Origin of the sequence: Streptomyces sp. BPTC-684, assembly GCF_030028635.1 — a bacterium.
In the GTDB taxonomy this organism is placed as follows: domain Bacteria; phylum Actinomycetota; class Actinomycetes; order Streptomycetales; family Streptomycetaceae; genus Streptomyces; species Streptomyces noboritoensis.
Window position 1 is genome coordinate 5,752,846 of record NZ_CP124863.1, and the last position, 16,369, is coordinate 5,769,214.

Here is a 16,369-nt window from a genome sequence, read left to right on the forward strand (position 1 = left end):
GTGGCGGCGGGTTTACTGACCGCATGACCACCGCACGGCATCTCGAAGTCATCGATCTGCCGCGCGTCCGCGACTTCCCCGCGGAGCGCGGCAGGTCGGGGGCGACCACCAGCGGCCCCGGCTACCGCCTGGTGGAGCTCAGCACCAGCGAGGACTTCTGGGAAGTAGGAGGTGAGGGCGGGGCCGCCGGGTGACGGGCCGGTGGGCCGGTGTGGCGTAACGTCCTGGGGCGTCGCCGTCTCTTGCCGGCGGGTGAGGAGATCGTGATGACGTACGCAGTGGCGGATCTGGGCGGCGGTACGACGGAAGTGTCCGTCGTCGCGGACGGCGTGGTGCAGATGACCGGCTACGCGGGCGGTGGTGAGGCGTCGGTCGCCGAGTTCACCCCCGTACAGGCCCGGGAGCTGGCGGCGGCGCTGGTGCGGGCGGCGAACGAGGCGGAGAACCTGGCATCGAGCGAGCCGGTGTCGGTCAAGGCGCAGGAACTGCGGCGGGGGGACGTACGGGACGGCGACCGGTCGATGACCGTGGACCGGGTCAAGGTGGACGAGGCCATCTCGACGGCGCACGTCACCTGGAAGTCGGACGCGGGCCGTACGTGGACGCAGAGCTATGCCATGGACACGGACATCCGTCTGCGGAGGCGGGGGCCGGAAGCGGCGGGGTGAAGGAAGGGGGTGTAGGCACGGCGAGGTTTGGGGCTCGGCGGTGTCGGGCGGCGACTCGGTGGCTGTGCCGCCCAAGCCGGAGTAAGTCGGATGCGGCCCGATCGGGCGGGTACGTAATCTCGCCGGATGAGCGGTTTTGCGACACATCGCCAACGGGTGCATGACACGGGGCTGTCGGCGCGTGCGCGGCACGCGAGCCTGCGGACGTGTGTGGTGATGTTCGCGCCGTACGGGTTCCGGGCGACCTACCACCATCTGTGCCGCAGTGCGGGAGTGCCCGCACGGCTGGAGTCCGATCCGGGTGCGCTGGTGCGGGCGGTCGAGGAGTTGCAGACGGCCCGGGCGCTGTGGCTGGCGGACGAGGCCGCGTACATAGCGCGGCGGCGGAGGGAGAAGGCGTCCGGGCGGCGGGAGATTCGGGCGGACGGGAGTTGGCGGGACGTCGGATGTGGGAGCGGAGGGAGCCTTGTCCACTGTCCCGACCCCGGGTTCCATCCCATCGAACCCCTGCCGGTCGTGGTGGAGCGTGTCCTCGGCTCCACGCTCATCCCCGGGGAAGCGACGGCGTGCCGGGCGTGTGTGGGGGACAACGGGGTGGTGCGGTGGTTCAACGGGCGGGAGGTGTACGAGCTCTGCCGGGTGTGCGGGGTCGCGCTGGACTCGTGTGATGCCGAGCCCGACCCCGTGGTGCTCCGGGCGGGCCAGGAGCGCTGGGCCAGGATCTGGGGGCGCACGCTCTAGGCCGGGGACGAGGCCCCGATACTCCGGGCTGCCGGTTCAGGTAGTCAGGCGGTGGCGGTGTCCGTGTCTGCTTCCGCTGCTGCTCGGAGGCGGGCGTACTCCTCGGCCATCGTCTGGGCCGTCCAGTGGGCGTTGAGGCCGCTGGGGTTGGGGAGGGCCCAGAGGCGGGTCTCGCCGATGGTGCGGGTCTGGGGGCCTATCCGGGCCTTGCGGTCGTCGAAGGCGGTGCGGTAGGCGGTGACGCCGACCACGGCGAGGTAGCGCGGGCGGAGTTGTTCGACCTTGGCCGTGAGGAGACGGCCGCCCTCGCGGAACTCCTCGGCGCTCAGCTCGTCGGCTCGGGCGGTGGCGCGGGCGACGACGTTGGTGATGCCGAGGCCGTAGGTGAGCAACTCGTTCTGCTCCCAGGGCTTCAACTGGCGCGGGGTGAAGCCCGAGAGGTGCAGGACCGGCCAGAAGCGGTTGCCCGGGCGGGCGAAGTGGTGGCCGGTGGCGCCGGACATCAGGCTCGGGTTGATGCCGCAGAAGAGCACGGACAGACCGCCCGCGGACACGTCGGGGATGACGTTGTCGCGGGCGGCCTGGAGTTCCTCGGGAGTCATCGGGAGGACCCGTGGGAAGGGGTGGGCCCGGTCAGAGGATCGAGCCGGGGGTGTATCCGGCGGCGGCCGGGTGCTGCTTGGCGATCTCCTCGATACGGGAGACCAGAGCGGCGACCTGGTCGCCCGCGGCGCCGGTGAAGGACAGCTTGTCGGCCATCAGGGCGTCGAGCTGGGCGCGGTCGAGCGGCATGCGGTCGTCGGCGGCCAGCTTGTCGAGGAGCTCGTTGCGCTCGGCGCCCTGCTCGCGCATGGCCAGCGCGGACGCGACGGCGTGCTCCTTGATGACCTCGTGCGCGGCCTCGCGGCCGACTCCGGCGCGTACCGCCGCCATCAGCACCTTGGTGGTGGCGAGGAAGGGCAGGTAGCGGTCCAGCTCGCGGGCCACGACGGCGGGGAAGGCGCCGAACTCGTCGAGCACGGTGAGGAAGGTCTCGAGCAGGCCGTCGAAGGCGAAGAACGCGTCGGGCAGCGCGACCCGGCGGACGACAGAGCAGGAGACGTCGCCCTCGTTCCACTGGTCGCCGGCGAGCTCGCCGGTCATCGAGGCGTAGCCGCGCAGGATGACCATCAGGCCGTTGACGCGCTCGCAGGAACGGGTGTTCATCTTGTGCGGCATCGCGGACGAGCCGACCTGGCCGGGCTTGAAGCCCTCGGTGACCAGCTCGTGTCCGGCCATCAGCCGGATCGTCTTGGCGACCGAGGAGGGTGCGGCGGCGAGCTGCACCAGGGCGGTGACGACGTCGTAGTCGAGCGAGCGCGGGTAGACCTGACCGACGGAGGTGAAGGCGTGGGCGAAGCCGAGGTGCCCGGCGATGCGCTGTTCGAGCTCGGCGAGCTTCGAGGCGTCGCCGCCGAGCAGGTCGAGCATGTCCTGGGCGGTGCCGACCGGGCCCTTGATGCCGCGCAGCGGGTAGCGCGCGAGCAGCTCCTCCAGGCGGCCGTAGGCGACGAGCAGCTCGTCGGCGGCGGTGGCGAAGCGCTTGCCCAGGGTGGTGGCCTGCGCGGCGACGTTGTGCGAGCGGCCCGCCATGACCAGCTCCGCGTACTCGCCGGAGAGCTTGCCGAGCCGGGCCAGGACCGCCACGGTCCGGTCGCGCATCAGCTCAAGGGAGAGCCGGATCTGGAGCTGCTCGACGTTCTCGGTCAGGTCGCGGGAGGTCATGCCCTTGTGGACCTGCTCGTGTCCGGCGAGGGCGTTGAACTCCTCGATCCGGGCCTTCACGTCGTGGCGCGTGACCTTCTCGCGCTCGGCGATCGACGCGAGGTCGACCTGGTCGAGCACGCGCTCGTAGTCGGCGAGCGCGGCGTCCGGCACCTCGATCCCGAGGTCCTTCTGCGCGCGCAGCACGGCGAGCCAGAGCTGACGCTCCAGCTTCACCTTCTGCTCGGGGGACCAGAGGACGGCCAGCTCCGTGGAGGCGTAGCGGCCGGCCAGGACATTGGGGATGCGAGGCTTCGCAGACACAGCAGTCACGTGTCCAGATTCTACTGGCGTTTTCTGCAGGCCAGCGCCCCGGTCCGGCTCGTGGCTTGCTACGAGAGCGCGGTCACGTCGCCGGACGCCGTGCCCGGTGCCCCGTCGGCCGGCGGGGTCGTGTCGTACGGCAGGAGCTCCGGGCGCTTCGCCGGGCGGCCGTCGCCCGAGGACCTGCCGGTGAGGCGGCGGGCGATCCACGGGGCGAGGTGCTGCCGGGCGAACCGCGCGTCGGCCACGCGGCGCGTCGCCCAGCGCGGCCGCGGCCCGTGCGGCAGCGGGGCGAGCCAGTCGTCCTCGGCCGGGAGCCCGAGCTTCTGCCAGACCGCCTCGGCCACCCGGCGGTGCCCCTCGCCGGTCAGATGGAGCCGGTCCACGTCCCACAGGCGCGGATCGCCGAGCACGGCCGCGCCGTACAGGTCGACGACGAGCGCGTCGTGCTTGGCGGCGAGGTCCTCGATGTGGGAGAAGAGCTCTTCCATACGGGGGCGGAAGCGTTCCATCACCGGGCCGTTGCGGCCGGGGCTGCGCATCAGGACGAGTTGGCCGCAGGACGGCGCCAGCTTCTCGACGGCCTCGGTGAGGAGCCCGCGCACCCTGCCCATGTCGCACTTGGGCCGCAGGGTGTCGTTGAGGCCGCCCACCAGGGTCACCACGTCCGCGCGCATCGCGGCGGCGGGCTCGACCTGCTCGTCGACGATCTGGCCGATGAGCTTTCCGCGTACGGCGAGATTGGCGTAACGGAAGCCGGGCGTCCGGGCGGCGAGCCGGGCCGCGAGCAGATCCGCCCAGCCGCGGTAGGAGCCGTCGGGCAGGAGGTCGGACATGCCCTCGGTAAAGGAATCGCCGATTGCGACAAAGCTTGTGTAGCTGGCATTCATCTCCATGGCGGAGCGATCGTACCGCGCGGTAGTGTCACGCGGTCCGGGTGGAGACGGCGAGGGGGAAGCGGATGAGCGAGGCGCTGGAACAGGCGCTGTCGGAGGCGCTGGCGGGGCTGGTCACCGCGGTGGACACCTGCGAGGACGACGTGCTCGACCCCGACACCGCCGTGAAGTGGCTGGAGGGCAGCGCGTACGTCCTGGACCGGCTCGCCCCCGCGGACCGGCGGCGGCTCGCCGCGCTGTTCCGGGCGGCCGCGCTGCGCGAACCGGCCGGGCCCTGGCGCGACGACCTCCTCAAGGTCGGGGACGGCTTCGGGCTCGACGAGGCGTGTACGGCGGCCGACGGCGTCGAGGAGTTCCTGGAGAACCTGCCGTTCCTCGGGCGGCTCGCGGAGTCCGGCGCCGCGCTGGGCCGTGACGGCGCGTCCCTGCGGCTGCGCGCCACCGACACGGGCGCCGCCTGGACGGTCGTCCTCGGCGGCGGGAGCGGCTTCCGGTGGGAGAACGCCGCTGGCGGCGCGCGCGGGTCCGCCGTCCCCGTGGGCGATGCCACCGTCACCGTCGAGGGTGCGGCGGGCGAACTGCTGCTGCTCGTGTACGGGCGCCGGGCGCCCGGCGACGAGGAGTTCACGGTCACGGGCGAGCGCGAGGTGCTCGACGCGTGGCTGGCCGCGACGGCGCTCTGCCCCAGCCGCCCGTAGCCGGTCCCCGAAGCCGCCCGCGACGACGGCCGCCCATGACATGCCCTGGGCGAACTCAACCGACCTCGACCGACCTGGACCGAACTCACCCGATCCCCGCCGCGCGGGCCCTGTCGGCGCGGGGTGTTCCGCGGTATGCCAGGAACACTCCAACTCCCCGCACCTCAACTCCCCCTGTATCCAGACCACTTGGCCGCATATCGATCACGCACGAGAGAGCGAGCGTTCCATGTTCACCAAAGCCTTCTGGAAGGCCACCGCCGAGCGGGCCATCCGTACCTTCGCCCAGTCGCTCGCGGCGGTCCTGACGGCCGGGGCGACCAATCTGTTCGACGTGGACTGGAAGGCGGCGCTCGCCACTGCGGGCCTGGCGACGCTGCTCTCCGTGCTGATGGCCCTCGGCTCGTCGGGCCTGGGGCGGCCGGGCCCGGGCCTCACCGAGACCACGGGACCCGACGCCCCCGCCAAGCCGGCGACCACTCCGGGAACCGAAAGCGCCGCCAAGCCCGTTGTATAGGCGGCGCCCCGCCGCCCCCGGGTGCGTCCGTCCTACGCGGTGTCCGGTCTGCCGACCAGCTCGCGCAGGACGTCCTCCATCGTGACCAGGCCCGACAGCCGTCCGTCCTCGCCGAGCACCGCCGCGAGGTGCGTACGGCTGCGGCGCATGGCGGTCAGTACGTCGTCGAGCGGCGTCGAGGTGCGGACCCGGGCGATCGGCCACAGCGCCGTCACCGGGAACGGCACGTCGCGCGGCATCGCGTCGAGCGCGTCCTTGACGTGCAGATAGCCGAGGATGCGGTTGCCCGTGTCCACCACCGGGAAGCGGGAGAAGCCCGACAGGGCGGCGAGCCGCTCCAGCTCCTCCGGGGTCGTGCCGACCGGGGTGTGCACGACCTTCTCCAGCGGGACCACCACGTCCCGGACGGGGCGCCGCCCCAGCTCCAGGGCGTCGTGCAGCCGCTCGGCGGCCCGGTCGTCGAGCAGCCCGGCGTCCCCCGCGTCCCGGACCATCCGGGCCAGCTCGTCGTCGGAGAACGTCGCCGCGACCTCGTCCTTGGTCTCCACCCGCAACAGCTTGAGCAGGGCGTTGGCGAAGGCGTTGATCGCGAAGATCACCGGGCGCAGCGCCCGGGCGAGCGTCACCAGCGGCGGGCCGAGCAGCAGCGCGGTCCTGGCCGGCTCGGCCAGCGCGATGTTCTTGGGCACCATTTCGCCGAGCAGCATGTGGAAGTAGGTGGCGAGCGCCAGCGCGATGAAGAAGGAGATCGGGCGCGCCGCGCCGTCGGGCACCCCGACCAGGTGGAACACCGGCTCCAGGAGGTGCTCGATGGCGGGCTCGGCGACCACACCGAGCACCAGGGTGCACAGCGTGATGCCCAGCTGTGCCGCCGCCATCAGCGCGGAGACGTGCTCCAGGCCCCAGATCACGCTGCGCGCACGGCGGTTGCCCTGCTCGGCGAGCGGTTCGACCTGGCTGCGGCGCACCGAGATCAGCGCGAACTCGGCGCCGACGAAGAAGGCGTTGACGACCAGCGTCGCCAGACCGATCAGCAACTGGATGACGGTCATCGGCCGGTCTCCTCGTCATCGGACCCGTTGGACCCGTTGGAACCGTCGAAACCGGCGGACCCATCGGAACCCGTGGGACCGTCGGAACCCGTGGGCTCCTCAAGACCGTCCTGGCCCTCGCGCCGCGCGCTCCTGCCACGCCGCGCACCCCGGCGCCCGCCGTGTCCGTCGTGCCCGCGACGCCCCGCGCCCCGGTGCTCCCTGCGGCGCCGGGAGCCGTCCTCCTGGCCCTCGCCCTCCGCGTCCCCGTCGCCGGGCAGCGGTGCGTGCAGCAGGACGCGGGCGGCGCGGCGGCCGGACGCGTCGACGACGTCGAGCCGCCAGCCGCCCAGCTCCACGCTGTCGCCGAGGGCCGGGATCCGGCCGAGCCCGGTGGCCATCAGGCCCGCCAGCGTCTCGTACGGGCCCTCCGGGACGCGCAGCCCGATGGCCTCCAGCTGGTCGGTGCGGGCGGCGCCGTCGGCCGAGTAGAGCGCGCGCCCGTCGGCGTCCTCGCCGGCCCGGGCCAGGTCGGACGTCTCGTGCGGGTCGTGCTCGTCCCGCACCTCGCCGACGACCTCCTCGACGATGTCCTCCAGGGTGACGACCCCGGCCGTACCGCCGTACTCGTCGATGACCACGGCCATCGTCCGCCGCCCGTACAGCTGGTCCAGGAGCCGGTCCACGGTCAGCGTCTCCGGTACGAGCAGAGGCTCGCGCAGCAGCTCGGTGACCGGGTGGCGGGGCCGCTGCTCGGCGGGGATGGCGAGGACGTCCTTGATGTGGGCGATGCCGACGACGGTGTCGAGGCTGCCCCGGTAGACGGGGAAGCGGGACAGGCCCGTCGCGCGCGTGGCGTTCGCGACGTCCTCAGCGGTGGCGTGCACCTCCAGCGCGGTGACCTGCACGCGGGGCGTCATCACGTTCTCGGCGTCGAGCTCCGCCAGGTTGAGCGTACGGACGAAGAGCTCGGCGGTGTCCGCTTCGAGGGCGCCCTCCTTGGCGGAGTGGCGGGCCAGCGCGACCAGCTCCTGGGGGGTGCGGGCGGAGGCCAGCTCCTCGGCGGGCTCCAGGCCCAGGCGGCGCACCATGTGGTTGGCGGTGTTGTTGAGGTGGCTGATGAAGGGGCGGAAGGCCGCGCTGAAGGCGCGCTGCGGCGTGGCGACGACCTTCGCGACCGCCAGCGGCGAGGAGATGGCCCAGTTCTTGGGGACGAGCTCGCCGACGACCATCAGGAAGACGGTCGACAGGGCGGTGCCGAGGACCAGCGCCGCCGAGTGGGAGGCGCCGTCGGACAGGCCGAGGGAGCCGAGCGGGCCGCTGATCAGCTTGGCGATCGAGGGCTCGGCGAGCATGCCGATCACCAGATTGGTGACGGTGATGCCGAGCTGCGCTCCGGAGAGCTGGAAGGTGAGGCTGCGGACGGCCCTGAGGGCGCTGCTCGCGCCGCGCTCGCCGTTCTCGACGGCCCGTTCCAGGTCGCCGCGCTCCACGGTGGTGAGGGAGAATTCGGCCGCCACGAAGGCCCCGCAGGCCAGCGACAGCAGCACGGCCACCACGAGCAGAAGCACTTCGGTCATCGGTTCACCTCCGTCCCATGATCGGGCAGGGCCAGGAGGATCGCGCGATGTCGCGTACCGGTACGGGGACGGGTACTGGGAGGCTCGCCCATGGGCGGACGCTCACACCTTTCAGTCGTGGGTAGGTGCACCCATGGTAAAGCATTGGCAAAATGGCGGTTCGGGGAGGCGTCGGGGGCCGGGAAAAACCCAGGTCAACGCACTCATCCGAGACGGCGCACGCGCCCCTCTACCAACGGCGCACGCGTCCCCTACTCGTGCGCGATCGCCGCAAGCACGTTCATCCGCGACGCGCGCAGCGCCGGGAGCAGCGCCGCCACCAGGCCCACGGCCGCCGCGCCCACCGCGACCGCGATCACCGTGGACCAGGGCACGGCGAACGCCTTGAGGCCCTGGAGCGCCAGCACCTGCTGGATGCCCACGCCCCACACCATGCCGAGCACCAGACCCAGGAGCGCCCCGAACACCGCGATCACCACCGACTCCAGCCGGATCATGCGCCGCAGCTGGACCCGAGAGAGCCCGATCGCGCGCAGCAGCCCGATCTCGCGGGTGCGCTCCACCACCGACAGGGCCAGTGTGTTGACCACACCGAGCACCGCGATGACGATCGCCAGGCCGAGCAGCGCGTACACCAGGTAGAGCATCACGGCGATCTGGTCGCGGATCAGTTTCTTGTAGTCCGCCTGGTTCCTCACCTGCACCTGCGGATACGGGTCCAGGGCCTTCTCCAGCGCGGCCCGCAGCTCGTCCGCACTGGTGCCACCGCTCGCGTTGACGTACACCGCCGCGTCTTGGCCGCCCGGAAGATAGCGCTCCACGGTGGCCAGGCCCATGAACACCCCGCCCTCCACGCCGAAGCCGCCCGAGGTGTCCATGTCGGTCAGGGCGGCCACCCGCAGCCGTGCCTCGCCGCCGGTGGAGAAGGTGACGGGGAGGGTGTCGCCGAGGCGGACGCGGTGGTCGCGCGCGTAGTCGCGGTCCATCGCCAGACTGCCGGGGGCGAGTGCCTCGGCCGAACCGCCCGCCGCGTAGGTGATGTGGGCGACGTCGTCGAGCTGGGGGTCGTAGCCGGACGCGGTCGTCTCGGGCCTCTTCCCGTCGGGCAGCGTCAGCCGCAGGGGCGCGAACCGCTGGCGGACGACGGTCTCCGTGCCCTTCACCGCGCGCACCTTGTCGGTGATCTCCTGCGGGAACGGCTGGAAGTTGCCGTTCTGTACGACGAAGTCGGCGCCCAGCGTCTTGTCGATCTCCTGGTCGAACGACTTGGTCATGGAGGCGCTGGCCACCGAGAGCCCGGCCACCAGGGCGATGCCCACCATCAGGGCGGACGCGGTCGCGCCCGTGCGGCGCGGGTTGCGCAGCGCGTTGCGCTGGCTCATCCGGCCCACCGGACCGTAAAGGCGCGGGAAGGCGGCGCCGAGGACCCGGATCACCGGCCGGACCAGCAGCGGTCCGGCCACCACGGTCGCGATCAGCGTGAGCACCACGCCGAGTCCGAGCAGCGAGGACGAGGTCGCGGTCTTCGTGGACGTGGCGCATCCCGTGAGCGCCGCCGCTCCCGCGACCGTCAGCACCGTGCCCACCGCGGCCCGCACCTTCAACGGCCGCCCGATGCCGGAGACTTCGGCGTCCGCGAGCGCCGCCATCGGGGAGACCCGGGCGGCCCGGCGCGCGGGCAGATACGCGGCCACGAACGTCACACCGACGCCCACCGCGTACGCCGCCACCGGCGTCCCCCAGCCGATCACCATCTCGGCGGTGCTGAGCTTCATCCCGAACACGCCCATCAGCGCCATCAGCCCGGCGGCCAGCCCGATCCCCGCGCCGAGGCCCAGCGTGGAGCCGACCAGGCCGAGCAGCAGCGCTTCGAGCAGCACCGACCGGCGCACCTGCCGCCGGTCCGCTCCGAGCGCCCGCAACAGGCCCAGCTCCCGGGTGCGCTGGGCGATCAGCATCGAGAAGGTGTTGACGATCAGGAAAATGCCGACGAGTGTCGCCACCCCGGCAAATCCCAACATCACATATTTGATGACGTCGAGGAATCCGCCCAGTTCGTCGGCGGCCGACTTGGCCTGCTGGGCAGCCGTCTTGATCTCGTACGAGCCGCCGACGGCCGCCGTGACGCGCTGCTTGAGCACCTCGTCCGACACCCCGGCGGCCGCGTCCACCGAGATGGCGGTGGCCGCGTCCGCCGTGCCCAGGAGCCGGGTCTGCGCGGTCGGGGTGTCCAGGAACACCAGCGCCGCACCGGGGTTGGTGGTGGTGAAGGTGGCGATGCCGACGACCTCGACCTTGAAGGAGCCGGGCTGGGCCAGGACGGTCAGTGGGTCCCCGATGCGGACGTGCTTCTTGTCGGCGGTGTCCTTGTCGAGCAGCGCCTCGCCGGGGCCGTGCGGCTCGTGGCCGCTGGTCAGCTTCACCGGACTGCGTTCGGTGACGTACCAGTTGGTGGCGATGGTCGGGGCGCCGGTGGTCGGCCCGACCGAGTCGTTGGCGCGGTCGACGACGGTGATGTTCTCGACGGCCGTGTCGACGTGCGTGGCGGCCACGCCGTCGACGCCCGCGATCCGCGCCGCGAGCGAGGCCGGGACCGTCCGGGTCACGCCGGACGACACGCGCTCGTCGAGCCCCTTGGGCGGGCCGACCGTCACGTCGGCGGACGTCGAGGCGAAGAGCCGGTCGAAGGTACGGGCCACGGTGTCCGAGAAGATCAGCGAACCGGCGACGAACGCCACCGAGAGGATCACCGCGAGCGCGGACAGCAGCAGCCGTCCCTTGTGGGCGAGGAAGCTGCGCAGGGTCGCCTTCAGCACGGCCGCTCAGCCCTTGCGCAGCGGGTCGAAGCCGGGGGTGCCGTCTTCCGCGGCGGCCGCGTCCGTACCCGGCCCGCCGGAGAAGAGCCGCAGCCGGTCCAGGACCGCCTCCGCCGTCGGGCGGGGCATCTCGTCGACGATCCGTCCGTCGGCCAGGAACAGCACCAGGTCGGACCGGCCCGCCGCGACCGGGTCGTGGGTGACCATGACCACCGTCTGCCCCAGCCGGTCCACCGCCTCCCGCAGGAACGTGAGCACCTCGGCCCCGGCCCGCGAGTCGAGGTTGCCGGTCGGCTCGTCCGCGAAGATCAGCTCCGGGCGGGACGCCAGCGCCCGCGCGCACGCCACCCGCTGCTGCTGGCCGCCGGAGAGCTGGGCGGGCCGGTGCTTCAGCCGGTCGCGCAGCCCGAGCGTGTCGATGACCTGTTCCAGCCAGTCCCGGTCGGGTTTGCGCCCGGCGATGTCCATCGGCAGCGTGATGTTCTCGGCGGCGGTGAGCGTCGGCAGCAGGTTGAACGCCTGGAACATAAAGCCGATCCGGTCCCGCCGCAGCCGTGTCAGCTCGCGCTCCTTGAGCCCGGTGATCTCGGTGTCGCCGAGCCACACCTGGCCCGCCGAGACCGAGTCGAGCCCGGCCAGGCAGTGCATCAGGGTGGACTTGCCCGAGCCCGACGGGCCCATGACCGCGGTGAACCGGCCGCGCGCGATGTCCACGTCGACCGAGTCGAGCGCCAGGACCGCCGTCTCGCCCGTGCCGTACGCCTTGGTCAGCGCCCGGGCCCGCGCGGCGCCCCGTTCCGTTGCCGCTGCAGCTGTGGACAAGGCCGCCTCCCGGGTCGTGGCGTCATGGCTGGACCGACTCCCGTACGGCATACGAGAGTAGAGGCGCGGACCGGCCCCGGGCCATCCGGCGGAAGCAGGAGATCCCGGGAGGGGATCAGGCGGGATCCGGGCGCCGTGCCGTGCCGAGCACATGGGGCGACGCCGGGTGCCGCGGACCCTTCTCGGGCACCCGCAGCCGGCGGAACGCGACCAGTTCGAAGCCCGCCGCCTCGATCGCCGCGAGCGGGTCGCGCGAGGTGTGGCACCCGCCGAGGAGCAGCGGCCACAGGGTCCGGTCCGCCACGCGCTGGACGGCCGCGAGGACCCGGCCCTCGGCCCGTACGTGCTCGTAGAACCGCAGCTCGCCGCCGGGGCGCAGGACCCGGCGGATCTCGCCCAGCGAGCGGTCCACATCGCGTACGGAACACAGCACCAGCGAGACCACGGCCGCGTCGAACGCCTCGCTCTTGACCGGCAGCGCCTCGGCCGCCCCCGGCACCACGTCGACCGGCACCTCCGCGCGCAGCGCCGCCCGGGCGGCCAGCGCGCGCAGCCCGCGCTCGGGCTCGATGGCGACCACTTCGGACACGCCGCCCGGATAGTGCGGGAAGTTCAGGCCGTTGCCCGCGCCGATCTCGATGACCCGGCCGGAGAGCCCGGCCAGCAGCTCGCGGCGGTGCGCGGCGACGCCCGCCCTCAGGTCGGCCGCCTCGCTGTACCGGCCGTAGAAGCGGGCGAACAGGGGGTGGTGCACGGCGTCCGGGGCGATCTTGGCGCGCTTCTCCATGGGGGAACCCTCCAACGACGGGCGGGAGAACGGGCGGGGCGGACACAGTGATTGTCCCCGCCCCGCCTCCACGTCACCCGTACGCGGCCCCGTCCCCTCACGTCATGGGACGGCCGTCAGCCGCTCACGAAGCAGAACTCGTTCCCCTCCGGGTCGCGCATCACCTGGAAGGCGCCCTGGGCGTCCGTCACGATCGCGCCCACCGACCGCGCGCCGAGGCGCACGGCGGCGGCCCGGGCGCGGGCGACGTCCTCCACCGCGAGGTCGAGGTGGAGCCGGTTCTTGCCCGCCTTCGCCTCCGGCACCCGCTGGAAGGCGAGCCGCGGTGTGCCGGGTGCGTCGAGGTACGCCCAGCCCGCGTCGCGGACCACCGGGGCGCCGCCGAGCAGCGCCGCCCAGAACCGCGCCAGGCGGTCCGGCGCGGCGCAGTCGACGACGATCTGGCGCATCCGTGCCCGTAAGACCGCCATCACAGGCTCCAGTCGCCGCCGAGCTCAGGGCCGAGCCAACCCGGCGCCGCCGCACGGAAGTCGGCGCCCGAGAGCCGCCCGGCCCCCTCCGGCACCAGGCCGACCAGCGGCGAGCCCGCGGACTCCGGCAGGTCCGCCAGGTTGCAGCGGGACGCCAGGTCCGGCTCGGCGGGCCAGCTGCCCACGACCACGCCCGCGCACTCAAGGCCCCGGGCCCGCAGCGCCTCGCCGGTCAGCGCCGCCATGTTCAGCGTGCCGAGCCCGGCCGGGGCGACGACCAGGACGGGCGCGCCGAGCAGCCGGGCCACGTCCGCGAGCGTGCCGCCCTCGTCGTCGAGGCGGACCAGGAGCCCGCCCGCGCCCTCCACGAGGACCAGGTCGTGCTCGGCGGCCAGCTTCTCGGCCGCCTCGGCGACCTCCTCGGGGCGCACGGCCGCCATCCCGGCCCGCCGGGCGGCCGTGCCGGGGGCCAGCGGCTCGGGGAAGCGGGCGAGCTCGGCGCCGGTGATGTCGTCGCCCGCCAGGCGCCGCACCTCCGCCACGTCGCCGTGCTCGCCGGGGGCGAGGCCGGTCTGGGCCGGCTTGAGGACGGCGACGGTGCGTCCGGCGGCGCGCGCCAGCGCGGCGACGGCCGCCGTGACGACCGTCTTGCCGATCTCCGTCCCCGTACCGCTCACTACCAGCACCGTCATCTCAGCCCTCCCGAGCCGCAGCGCCCACGGCACGGCAGATGCGCGCCAGGTCCTCGTCGTTCGTCACGTACGGCGGCATCGTGTAGACGAGGTCGCGGAACGGGCGCAGCCACACGCCCTCGCGGACCGCCGCCCGGGTCGCCGCCGCCATGTCCACATCATGGTCGAGCTGGACGACGCCGATGCCGCCGAGGACGCGGACGTCCTTGACCCCGGGGGCCCCGGCGAACTCGCCCAGGCCCTCCCGCATCCCCGTCTCCAGGCGCTTGATCTCGCCCTGCCAGTCCTGGGAGAGCAGCAGGTCGATCGAGGCGCAGGCGACGGAGGCGGCCAGCGGATTGCCCATGTACGTCGGGCCGTGCGCCAGGACCGGGACCTCGCCCGAGGAGATGCCCTCGGCCACCCGGGTGGTGCACAGCGTCGCCGCCATCGAGAGGTAGCCGCCGGTCATCGCCTTGCCCACGCACAGCACGTCGGGCGACACGGCGGCGTGCTCGGAGGCGAAGAGCGTGCCGGTGCGGCCGAAGCCGGTGGCGATCTCGTCGAACACGAGCAGCACGCCGTGCTCGTCGCACGCCTCGCGCAGCACCCGCAGATAGCCGGGGGAGTGGAACCGCATCCCGCCCGCGTTCTGCACCACCGGCTCGACGATGACCGCGGCCACCTCGTCCGCGTGCCGGGCGATCGTCTCCCGCAGATGGCGTACGTACGCCTCGTCCGGCTCCGCGTCGTACCCCGTGGGGGGCGCGTCCGCGAAGACCTGCTCGGGCAGCCGGCCCGACCACAGCGAGTGCATGCCGCCGTCCGGGTCGCACACCGACATCGGCTGCCAGGTGTCGCCGTGGTAGCCGCCGCGCCAGGTCAGCAGCCGCTGCTTGCGCGGCTGCCCGACCGACTTCCAGTACTGCAGGCACATCTTGATGGCGACCTCGACCGACACCGAGCCGGAGTCGCTGAGGAAGACGTGCTGGAGCGGCTCGGGGGTGATCTCCACGAGCTTCACGGCGAGCCGGACGGCGGGCTCGTGGGTGAGCCCGCCGAACATCACATGGCTCATCCGCCCCAGCTGGTCGCGCGCGGCCTCGTCCAGGACCGGGTGGCCGTAGCCGTGCAGCGCCGACCACCAGGACGCCATGCCGTCGACCAGCTCGCGCTGCCCGTGGGCCTCCTCGGCGAGGCGCAGCCGCACCCCGGACGCGGACTCCACGACCAGCGGCTCCTGACGGCCCGGCATGGGGCCGTACGGGTGCCAGACGTGCTGCCGGTCCAGGGCGCGCAGCTCGGCGACGTCGTAACCGGGTGTCCGATCAGGCATTGGGGGCCAGATCCGTGCCCGCGCCGCGGCGGCGCACCGCCACCAGGTCCGTACGCGCCTCGGGGACCTCGGCCGCGGCGGCCGGCACGCTCTCGGAGCCGCACGGGCCGCAGGCGCCGCCCTCGTGCGAGCCGCAGCCGCTCTGCGCGTGCGAGCCGCAGCCCGCGGCGGCCACCGCGTCGGCGCGGTGCGCGGGCAGCGTGGTCGTGCCCGCGCCCTCCACCTCGAAGCCGGCGTCCGCGATCATCTCCAGGTCGGCCTTGCCCTCCTGGCCCTCACTGGTGAGGTAGTCGCCGAGGAAGATCGAGTTGACCAGGTTGAGGGCGAGCGGCTGCATCGAGCGCAGATGCACCTCGCGGCCGCCCGCGAGCCGCACCTCGACGTCCGGGCAGACGAACCGGACCATCGCCAGGATGCGCAGACAGCGCTGCGGGGTGAGGTTCCACTCCTTGGCGAGCGGGGTGCCCTCGAACGGGATGAGGAAGTTGACCGGCACCGAGTCCGGGTCGAGCTCGCGCAGCGCGTAGACGACGTCGACCAGGTCCTCGTCGCTCTCGCCCATGCCCGCGATCAGCCCGGAGCAGGCGGAGAGCCCGGCGGAGTGCGCCTTCTGCACGGTGTCGACGCGGTCGGCGTAGGTGTGGGTGGTCGTGATGTCCCCGTACGTCCCCTCGGACGTGTTGAGGTTGTGGTTGTACGCGTCGGCGCCCGCCGCGCGCAGCCGCTCGGCCTGGCCGTCCGAGAGCAGACCGAGGCAGGCGCACACCTCGACGCCCTCGTTCTGCTCCTTGATCGCCTCGATGGTCTGCGAGACGCGGTCCACGTCGCGGTCGGTCGGGCCGCGGCCGCTGGCCACCAGGCAGACGCGCTTGGCGCCGCCCGCGACACCGGCGGCGGCCGCCTTGGACGCCTCGTCGGGCTTCAGCCAGGTGTACTTGAGGATCTCGGCCTTCGAGCCGAGCCGCTGCGAGCAGTACGAGCAGTCCTCGGGGCACAGCCCGGACTTCAGGTTCACCAGGTAGTTCAGCTTCACCCGGCGCCCGAACCACTGACGGCGCACCTTGCCGGCCGCGGCCACCACATCGAGCAGTTCCTCGTCGGAGGTCGCCAGTACGGCGAGCGCCTCTTCGCGGCTCGGCAGCTCGCGCCGCAGCCCCTTGTCCACCAGCGTGTTCAGCAGGTCCATGGCGCAGATCCTCGCCGAAGACCCCGCTTCCAGCCAAGGAGGGATCGTACAACTGGGCGCCTGGAAGGTGTGTGTATTGCCAC

Annotated in this window: 17 protein-coding genes; 5 read left to right on the plus strand and 12 right to left on the minus strand. The window is 72.9% G+C overall.

Features of this window, described 5'->3' with window-relative positions; all coding sequences use genetic code 11:
- The first annotated feature begins 23 nt into the window (after positions 1 to 23).
- From QIY60_RS25575 to QIY60_RS25585, 3 genes are all read left to right on the plus strand, one after another.
- Positions 24 to 194 (plus strand): hypothetical protein, encoded by a 171-nt coding sequence (locus QIY60_RS25575; RefSeq protein WP_283144521.1) that lies wholly within the window; start codon positions 24 to 26, stop codon positions 192 to 194.
- Positions 195 to 266: 72 nt separating this feature from the next.
- Positions 267 to 668, plus strand: a complete 402-nt coding sequence (locus tag QIY60_RS25580) for a hypothetical protein (protein WP_283144522.1) — start codon at positions 267 to 269, stop codon at positions 666 to 668.
- 156 nt (positions 669 to 824) lie between these two features.
- Complete coding sequence (locus QIY60_RS25585) at positions 825 to 1,409, plus strand: hypothetical protein (RefSeq protein ID WP_283144523.1); 585 nt, start codon at positions 825 to 827, stop codon at positions 1,407 to 1,409.
- A gap of 44 nt (positions 1,410 to 1,453) precedes the next feature.
- Here the strand turns inward: QIY60_RS25585 and mug are convergent, their stop codons facing one another.
- Genes mug through QIY60_RS25600 form a run of 3 tightly spaced genes read right to left on the minus strand, consistent with a single transcriptional unit; the run spans position 1,454 to position 4,372 of the window.
- Positions 1,454 to 2,011, minus strand: a complete 558-nt coding sequence (mug, locus tag QIY60_RS25590) for a G/U mismatch-specific DNA glycosylase (RefSeq protein ID WP_283144524.1) — start codon at positions 2,009 to 2,011, stop codon at positions 1,454 to 1,456.
- Positions 2,012 to 2,042: 31 nt separating this feature from the next.
- Positions 2,043 to 3,485: an adenylosuccinate lyase gene (gene purB / locus QIY60_RS25595; protein WP_283144525.1), complete on the minus strand. Its 1,443-nt coding sequence runs from the start codon at positions 3,483 to 3,485 to the stop codon at positions 2,043 to 2,045.
- Between the two features lie 59 nt (positions 3,486 to 3,544).
- Positions 3,545 to 4,372: an SGNH/GDSL hydrolase family protein gene (locus QIY60_RS25600; RefSeq protein WP_283144526.1), complete on the minus strand. Its 828-nt coding sequence runs from the start codon at positions 4,370 to 4,372 to the stop codon at positions 3,545 to 3,547.
- 65 nt (positions 4,373 to 4,437) lie between these two features.
- Here QIY60_RS25600 and QIY60_RS25605 point away from each other — a divergent pair, with 65 nt between their 5' ends.
- Together QIY60_RS25605 and QIY60_RS25610 are read left to right on the plus strand one after the other, a co-directional pair.
- On the plus strand, positions 4,438 to 5,070 hold the full coding sequence (locus tag QIY60_RS25605) for a hypothetical protein (RefSeq protein ID WP_283144527.1): 633 nt from the start codon (positions 4,438 to 4,440) through the stop codon (positions 5,068 to 5,070).
- 229 nt (positions 5,071 to 5,299) lie between these two features.
- Complete coding sequence (locus QIY60_RS25610) at positions 5,300 to 5,587, plus strand: holin (protein WP_283144528.1); 288 nt, start codon at positions 5,300 to 5,302, stop codon at positions 5,585 to 5,587.
- Between the two features lie 32 nt (positions 5,588 to 5,619).
- Here QIY60_RS25610 and QIY60_RS25615 read toward each other — a convergent pair whose 3' ends face one another.
- From QIY60_RS25615 to bioB, 9 genes are all read right to left on the minus strand, one after another.
- Complete coding sequence (locus QIY60_RS25615) at positions 5,620 to 6,639, minus strand: hemolysin family protein (protein WP_283144529.1); 1,020 nt, start codon at positions 6,637 to 6,639, stop codon at positions 5,620 to 5,622.
- Positions 6,636 to 8,198: a hemolysin family protein gene (locus tag QIY60_RS25620; protein ID WP_283144530.1), complete on the minus strand. Its 1,563-nt coding sequence runs from the start codon at positions 8,196 to 8,198 to the stop codon at positions 6,636 to 6,638. Before QIY60_RS25620 ends, QIY60_RS25615 begins: the two co-directional genes overlap by 4 nt.
- Before the next feature lie 251 nt (positions 8,199 to 8,449).
- Complete coding sequence (locus tag QIY60_RS25625) at positions 8,450 to 11,014, minus strand: ABC transporter permease (protein WP_283144531.1); 2,565 nt, start codon at positions 11,012 to 11,014, stop codon at positions 8,450 to 8,452.
- Between the two features lie 6 nt (positions 11,015 to 11,020).
- Positions 11,021 to 11,887, minus strand: coding sequence for an ABC transporter ATP-binding protein (locus tag QIY60_RS25630; protein WP_283144532.1), 867 nt, complete (start codon positions 11,885 to 11,887; stop codon positions 11,021 to 11,023).
- A gap of 64 nt (positions 11,888 to 11,951) precedes the next feature.
- Positions 11,952 to 12,623: a class I SAM-dependent methyltransferase gene (locus QIY60_RS25635; protein WP_283144533.1), complete on the minus strand. Its 672-nt coding sequence runs from the start codon at positions 12,621 to 12,623 to the stop codon at positions 11,952 to 11,954.
- A gap of 116 nt (positions 12,624 to 12,739) precedes the next feature.
- Positions 12,740 to 13,093, minus strand: a complete 354-nt coding sequence (locus QIY60_RS25640) for a VOC family protein (protein ID WP_283144534.1) — start codon at positions 13,091 to 13,093, stop codon at positions 12,740 to 12,742.
- On the minus strand, positions 13,093 to 13,785 hold the full coding sequence (gene bioD, locus QIY60_RS25645) for a dethiobiotin synthase (protein WP_283144535.1): 693 nt from the start codon (positions 13,783 to 13,785) through the stop codon (positions 13,093 to 13,095). The genes QIY60_RS25640 and bioD overlap by 1 nt, the downstream gene beginning before the upstream one ends.
- A 1-nt stretch (position 13,786) precedes the next feature.
- Positions 13,787 to 15,100, minus strand: a complete 1,314-nt coding sequence (locus tag QIY60_RS25650; RefSeq protein WP_283144536.1) for an adenosylmethionine--8-amino-7-oxononanoate transaminase — start codon at positions 15,098 to 15,100, stop codon at positions 13,787 to 13,789.
- Positions 15,093 to 16,286: a biotin synthase BioB gene (gene bioB / locus QIY60_RS25655; protein ID WP_283144537.1), complete on the minus strand. Its 1,194-nt coding sequence runs from the start codon at positions 16,284 to 16,286 to the stop codon at positions 15,093 to 15,095. Before bioB ends, QIY60_RS25650 begins: the two co-directional genes overlap by 8 nt.
- Positions 16,287 to 16,369 lie beyond the last annotated feature (83 nt).

What these genes read in the sequence shown, in the direction of transcription:
- QIY60_RS25640 (WP_283144534.1), bottom strand. Translation starts at nt 13,093, where the DNA reads ATGGCGGTCTTACGGGCACGGATGCGCCAGATCGTCGTCGACTGCGCC.
- QIY60_RS25610 (WP_283144528.1), top strand. Translation starts at nt 5,300, where the DNA reads ATGTTCACCAAAGCCTTCTGGAAGGCCACCGCCGAGCGGGCCATCCGT.
- bioD (WP_283144535.1), bottom strand. Translation starts at nt 13,785, where the DNA reads ATGACGGTGCTGGTAGTGAGCGGTACGGGGACGGAGATCGGCAAGACG.
- QIY60_RS25620 (WP_283144530.1), bottom strand. Translation starts at nt 8,198, where the DNA reads ATGACCGAAGTGCTTCTGCTCGTGGTGGCCGTGCTGCTGTCGCTGGCC.
- QIY60_RS25580 (WP_283144522.1), top strand. Translation starts at nt 267, where the DNA reads ATGACGTACGCAGTGGCGGATCTGGGCGGCGGTACGACGGAAGTGTCC.
- QIY60_RS25630 (WP_283144532.1), bottom strand. Translation starts at nt 11,887, where the DNA reads ATGCCGTACGGGAGTCGGTCCAGCCATGACGCCACGACCCGGGAGGCG.
- QIY60_RS25615 (WP_283144529.1), bottom strand. Translation starts at nt 6,639, where the DNA reads ATGACCGTCATCCAGTTGCTGATCGGTCTGGCGACGCTGGTCGTCAAC.
- QIY60_RS25600 (WP_283144526.1), bottom strand. Translation starts at nt 4,372, where the DNA reads ATGGAGATGAATGCCAGCTACACAAGCTTTGTCGCAATCGGCGATTCC.
- bioB (WP_283144537.1), bottom strand. Translation starts at nt 16,286, where the DNA reads ATGGACCTGCTGAACACGCTGGTGGACAAGGGGCTGCGGCGCGAGCTG.
- QIY60_RS25575 (WP_283144521.1), top strand. Translation starts at nt 24, where the DNA reads ATGACCACCGCACGGCATCTCGAAGTCATCGATCTGCCGCGCGTCCGC.
- mug (WP_283144524.1), bottom strand. Translation starts at nt 2,011, where the DNA reads ATGACTCCCGAGGAACTCCAGGCCGCCCGCGACAACGTCATCCCCGAC.
- QIY60_RS25635 (WP_283144533.1), bottom strand. Translation starts at nt 12,623, where the DNA reads ATGGAGAAGCGCGCCAAGATCGCCCCGGACGCCGTGCACCACCCCCTG.
- QIY60_RS25605 (WP_283144527.1), top strand. Translation starts at nt 4,438, where the DNA reads ATGAGCGAGGCGCTGGAACAGGCGCTGTCGGAGGCGCTGGCGGGGCTG.
- QIY60_RS25650 (WP_283144536.1), bottom strand. Translation starts at nt 15,100, where the DNA reads ATGCCTGATCGGACACCCGGTTACGACGTCGCCGAGCTGCGCGCCCTG.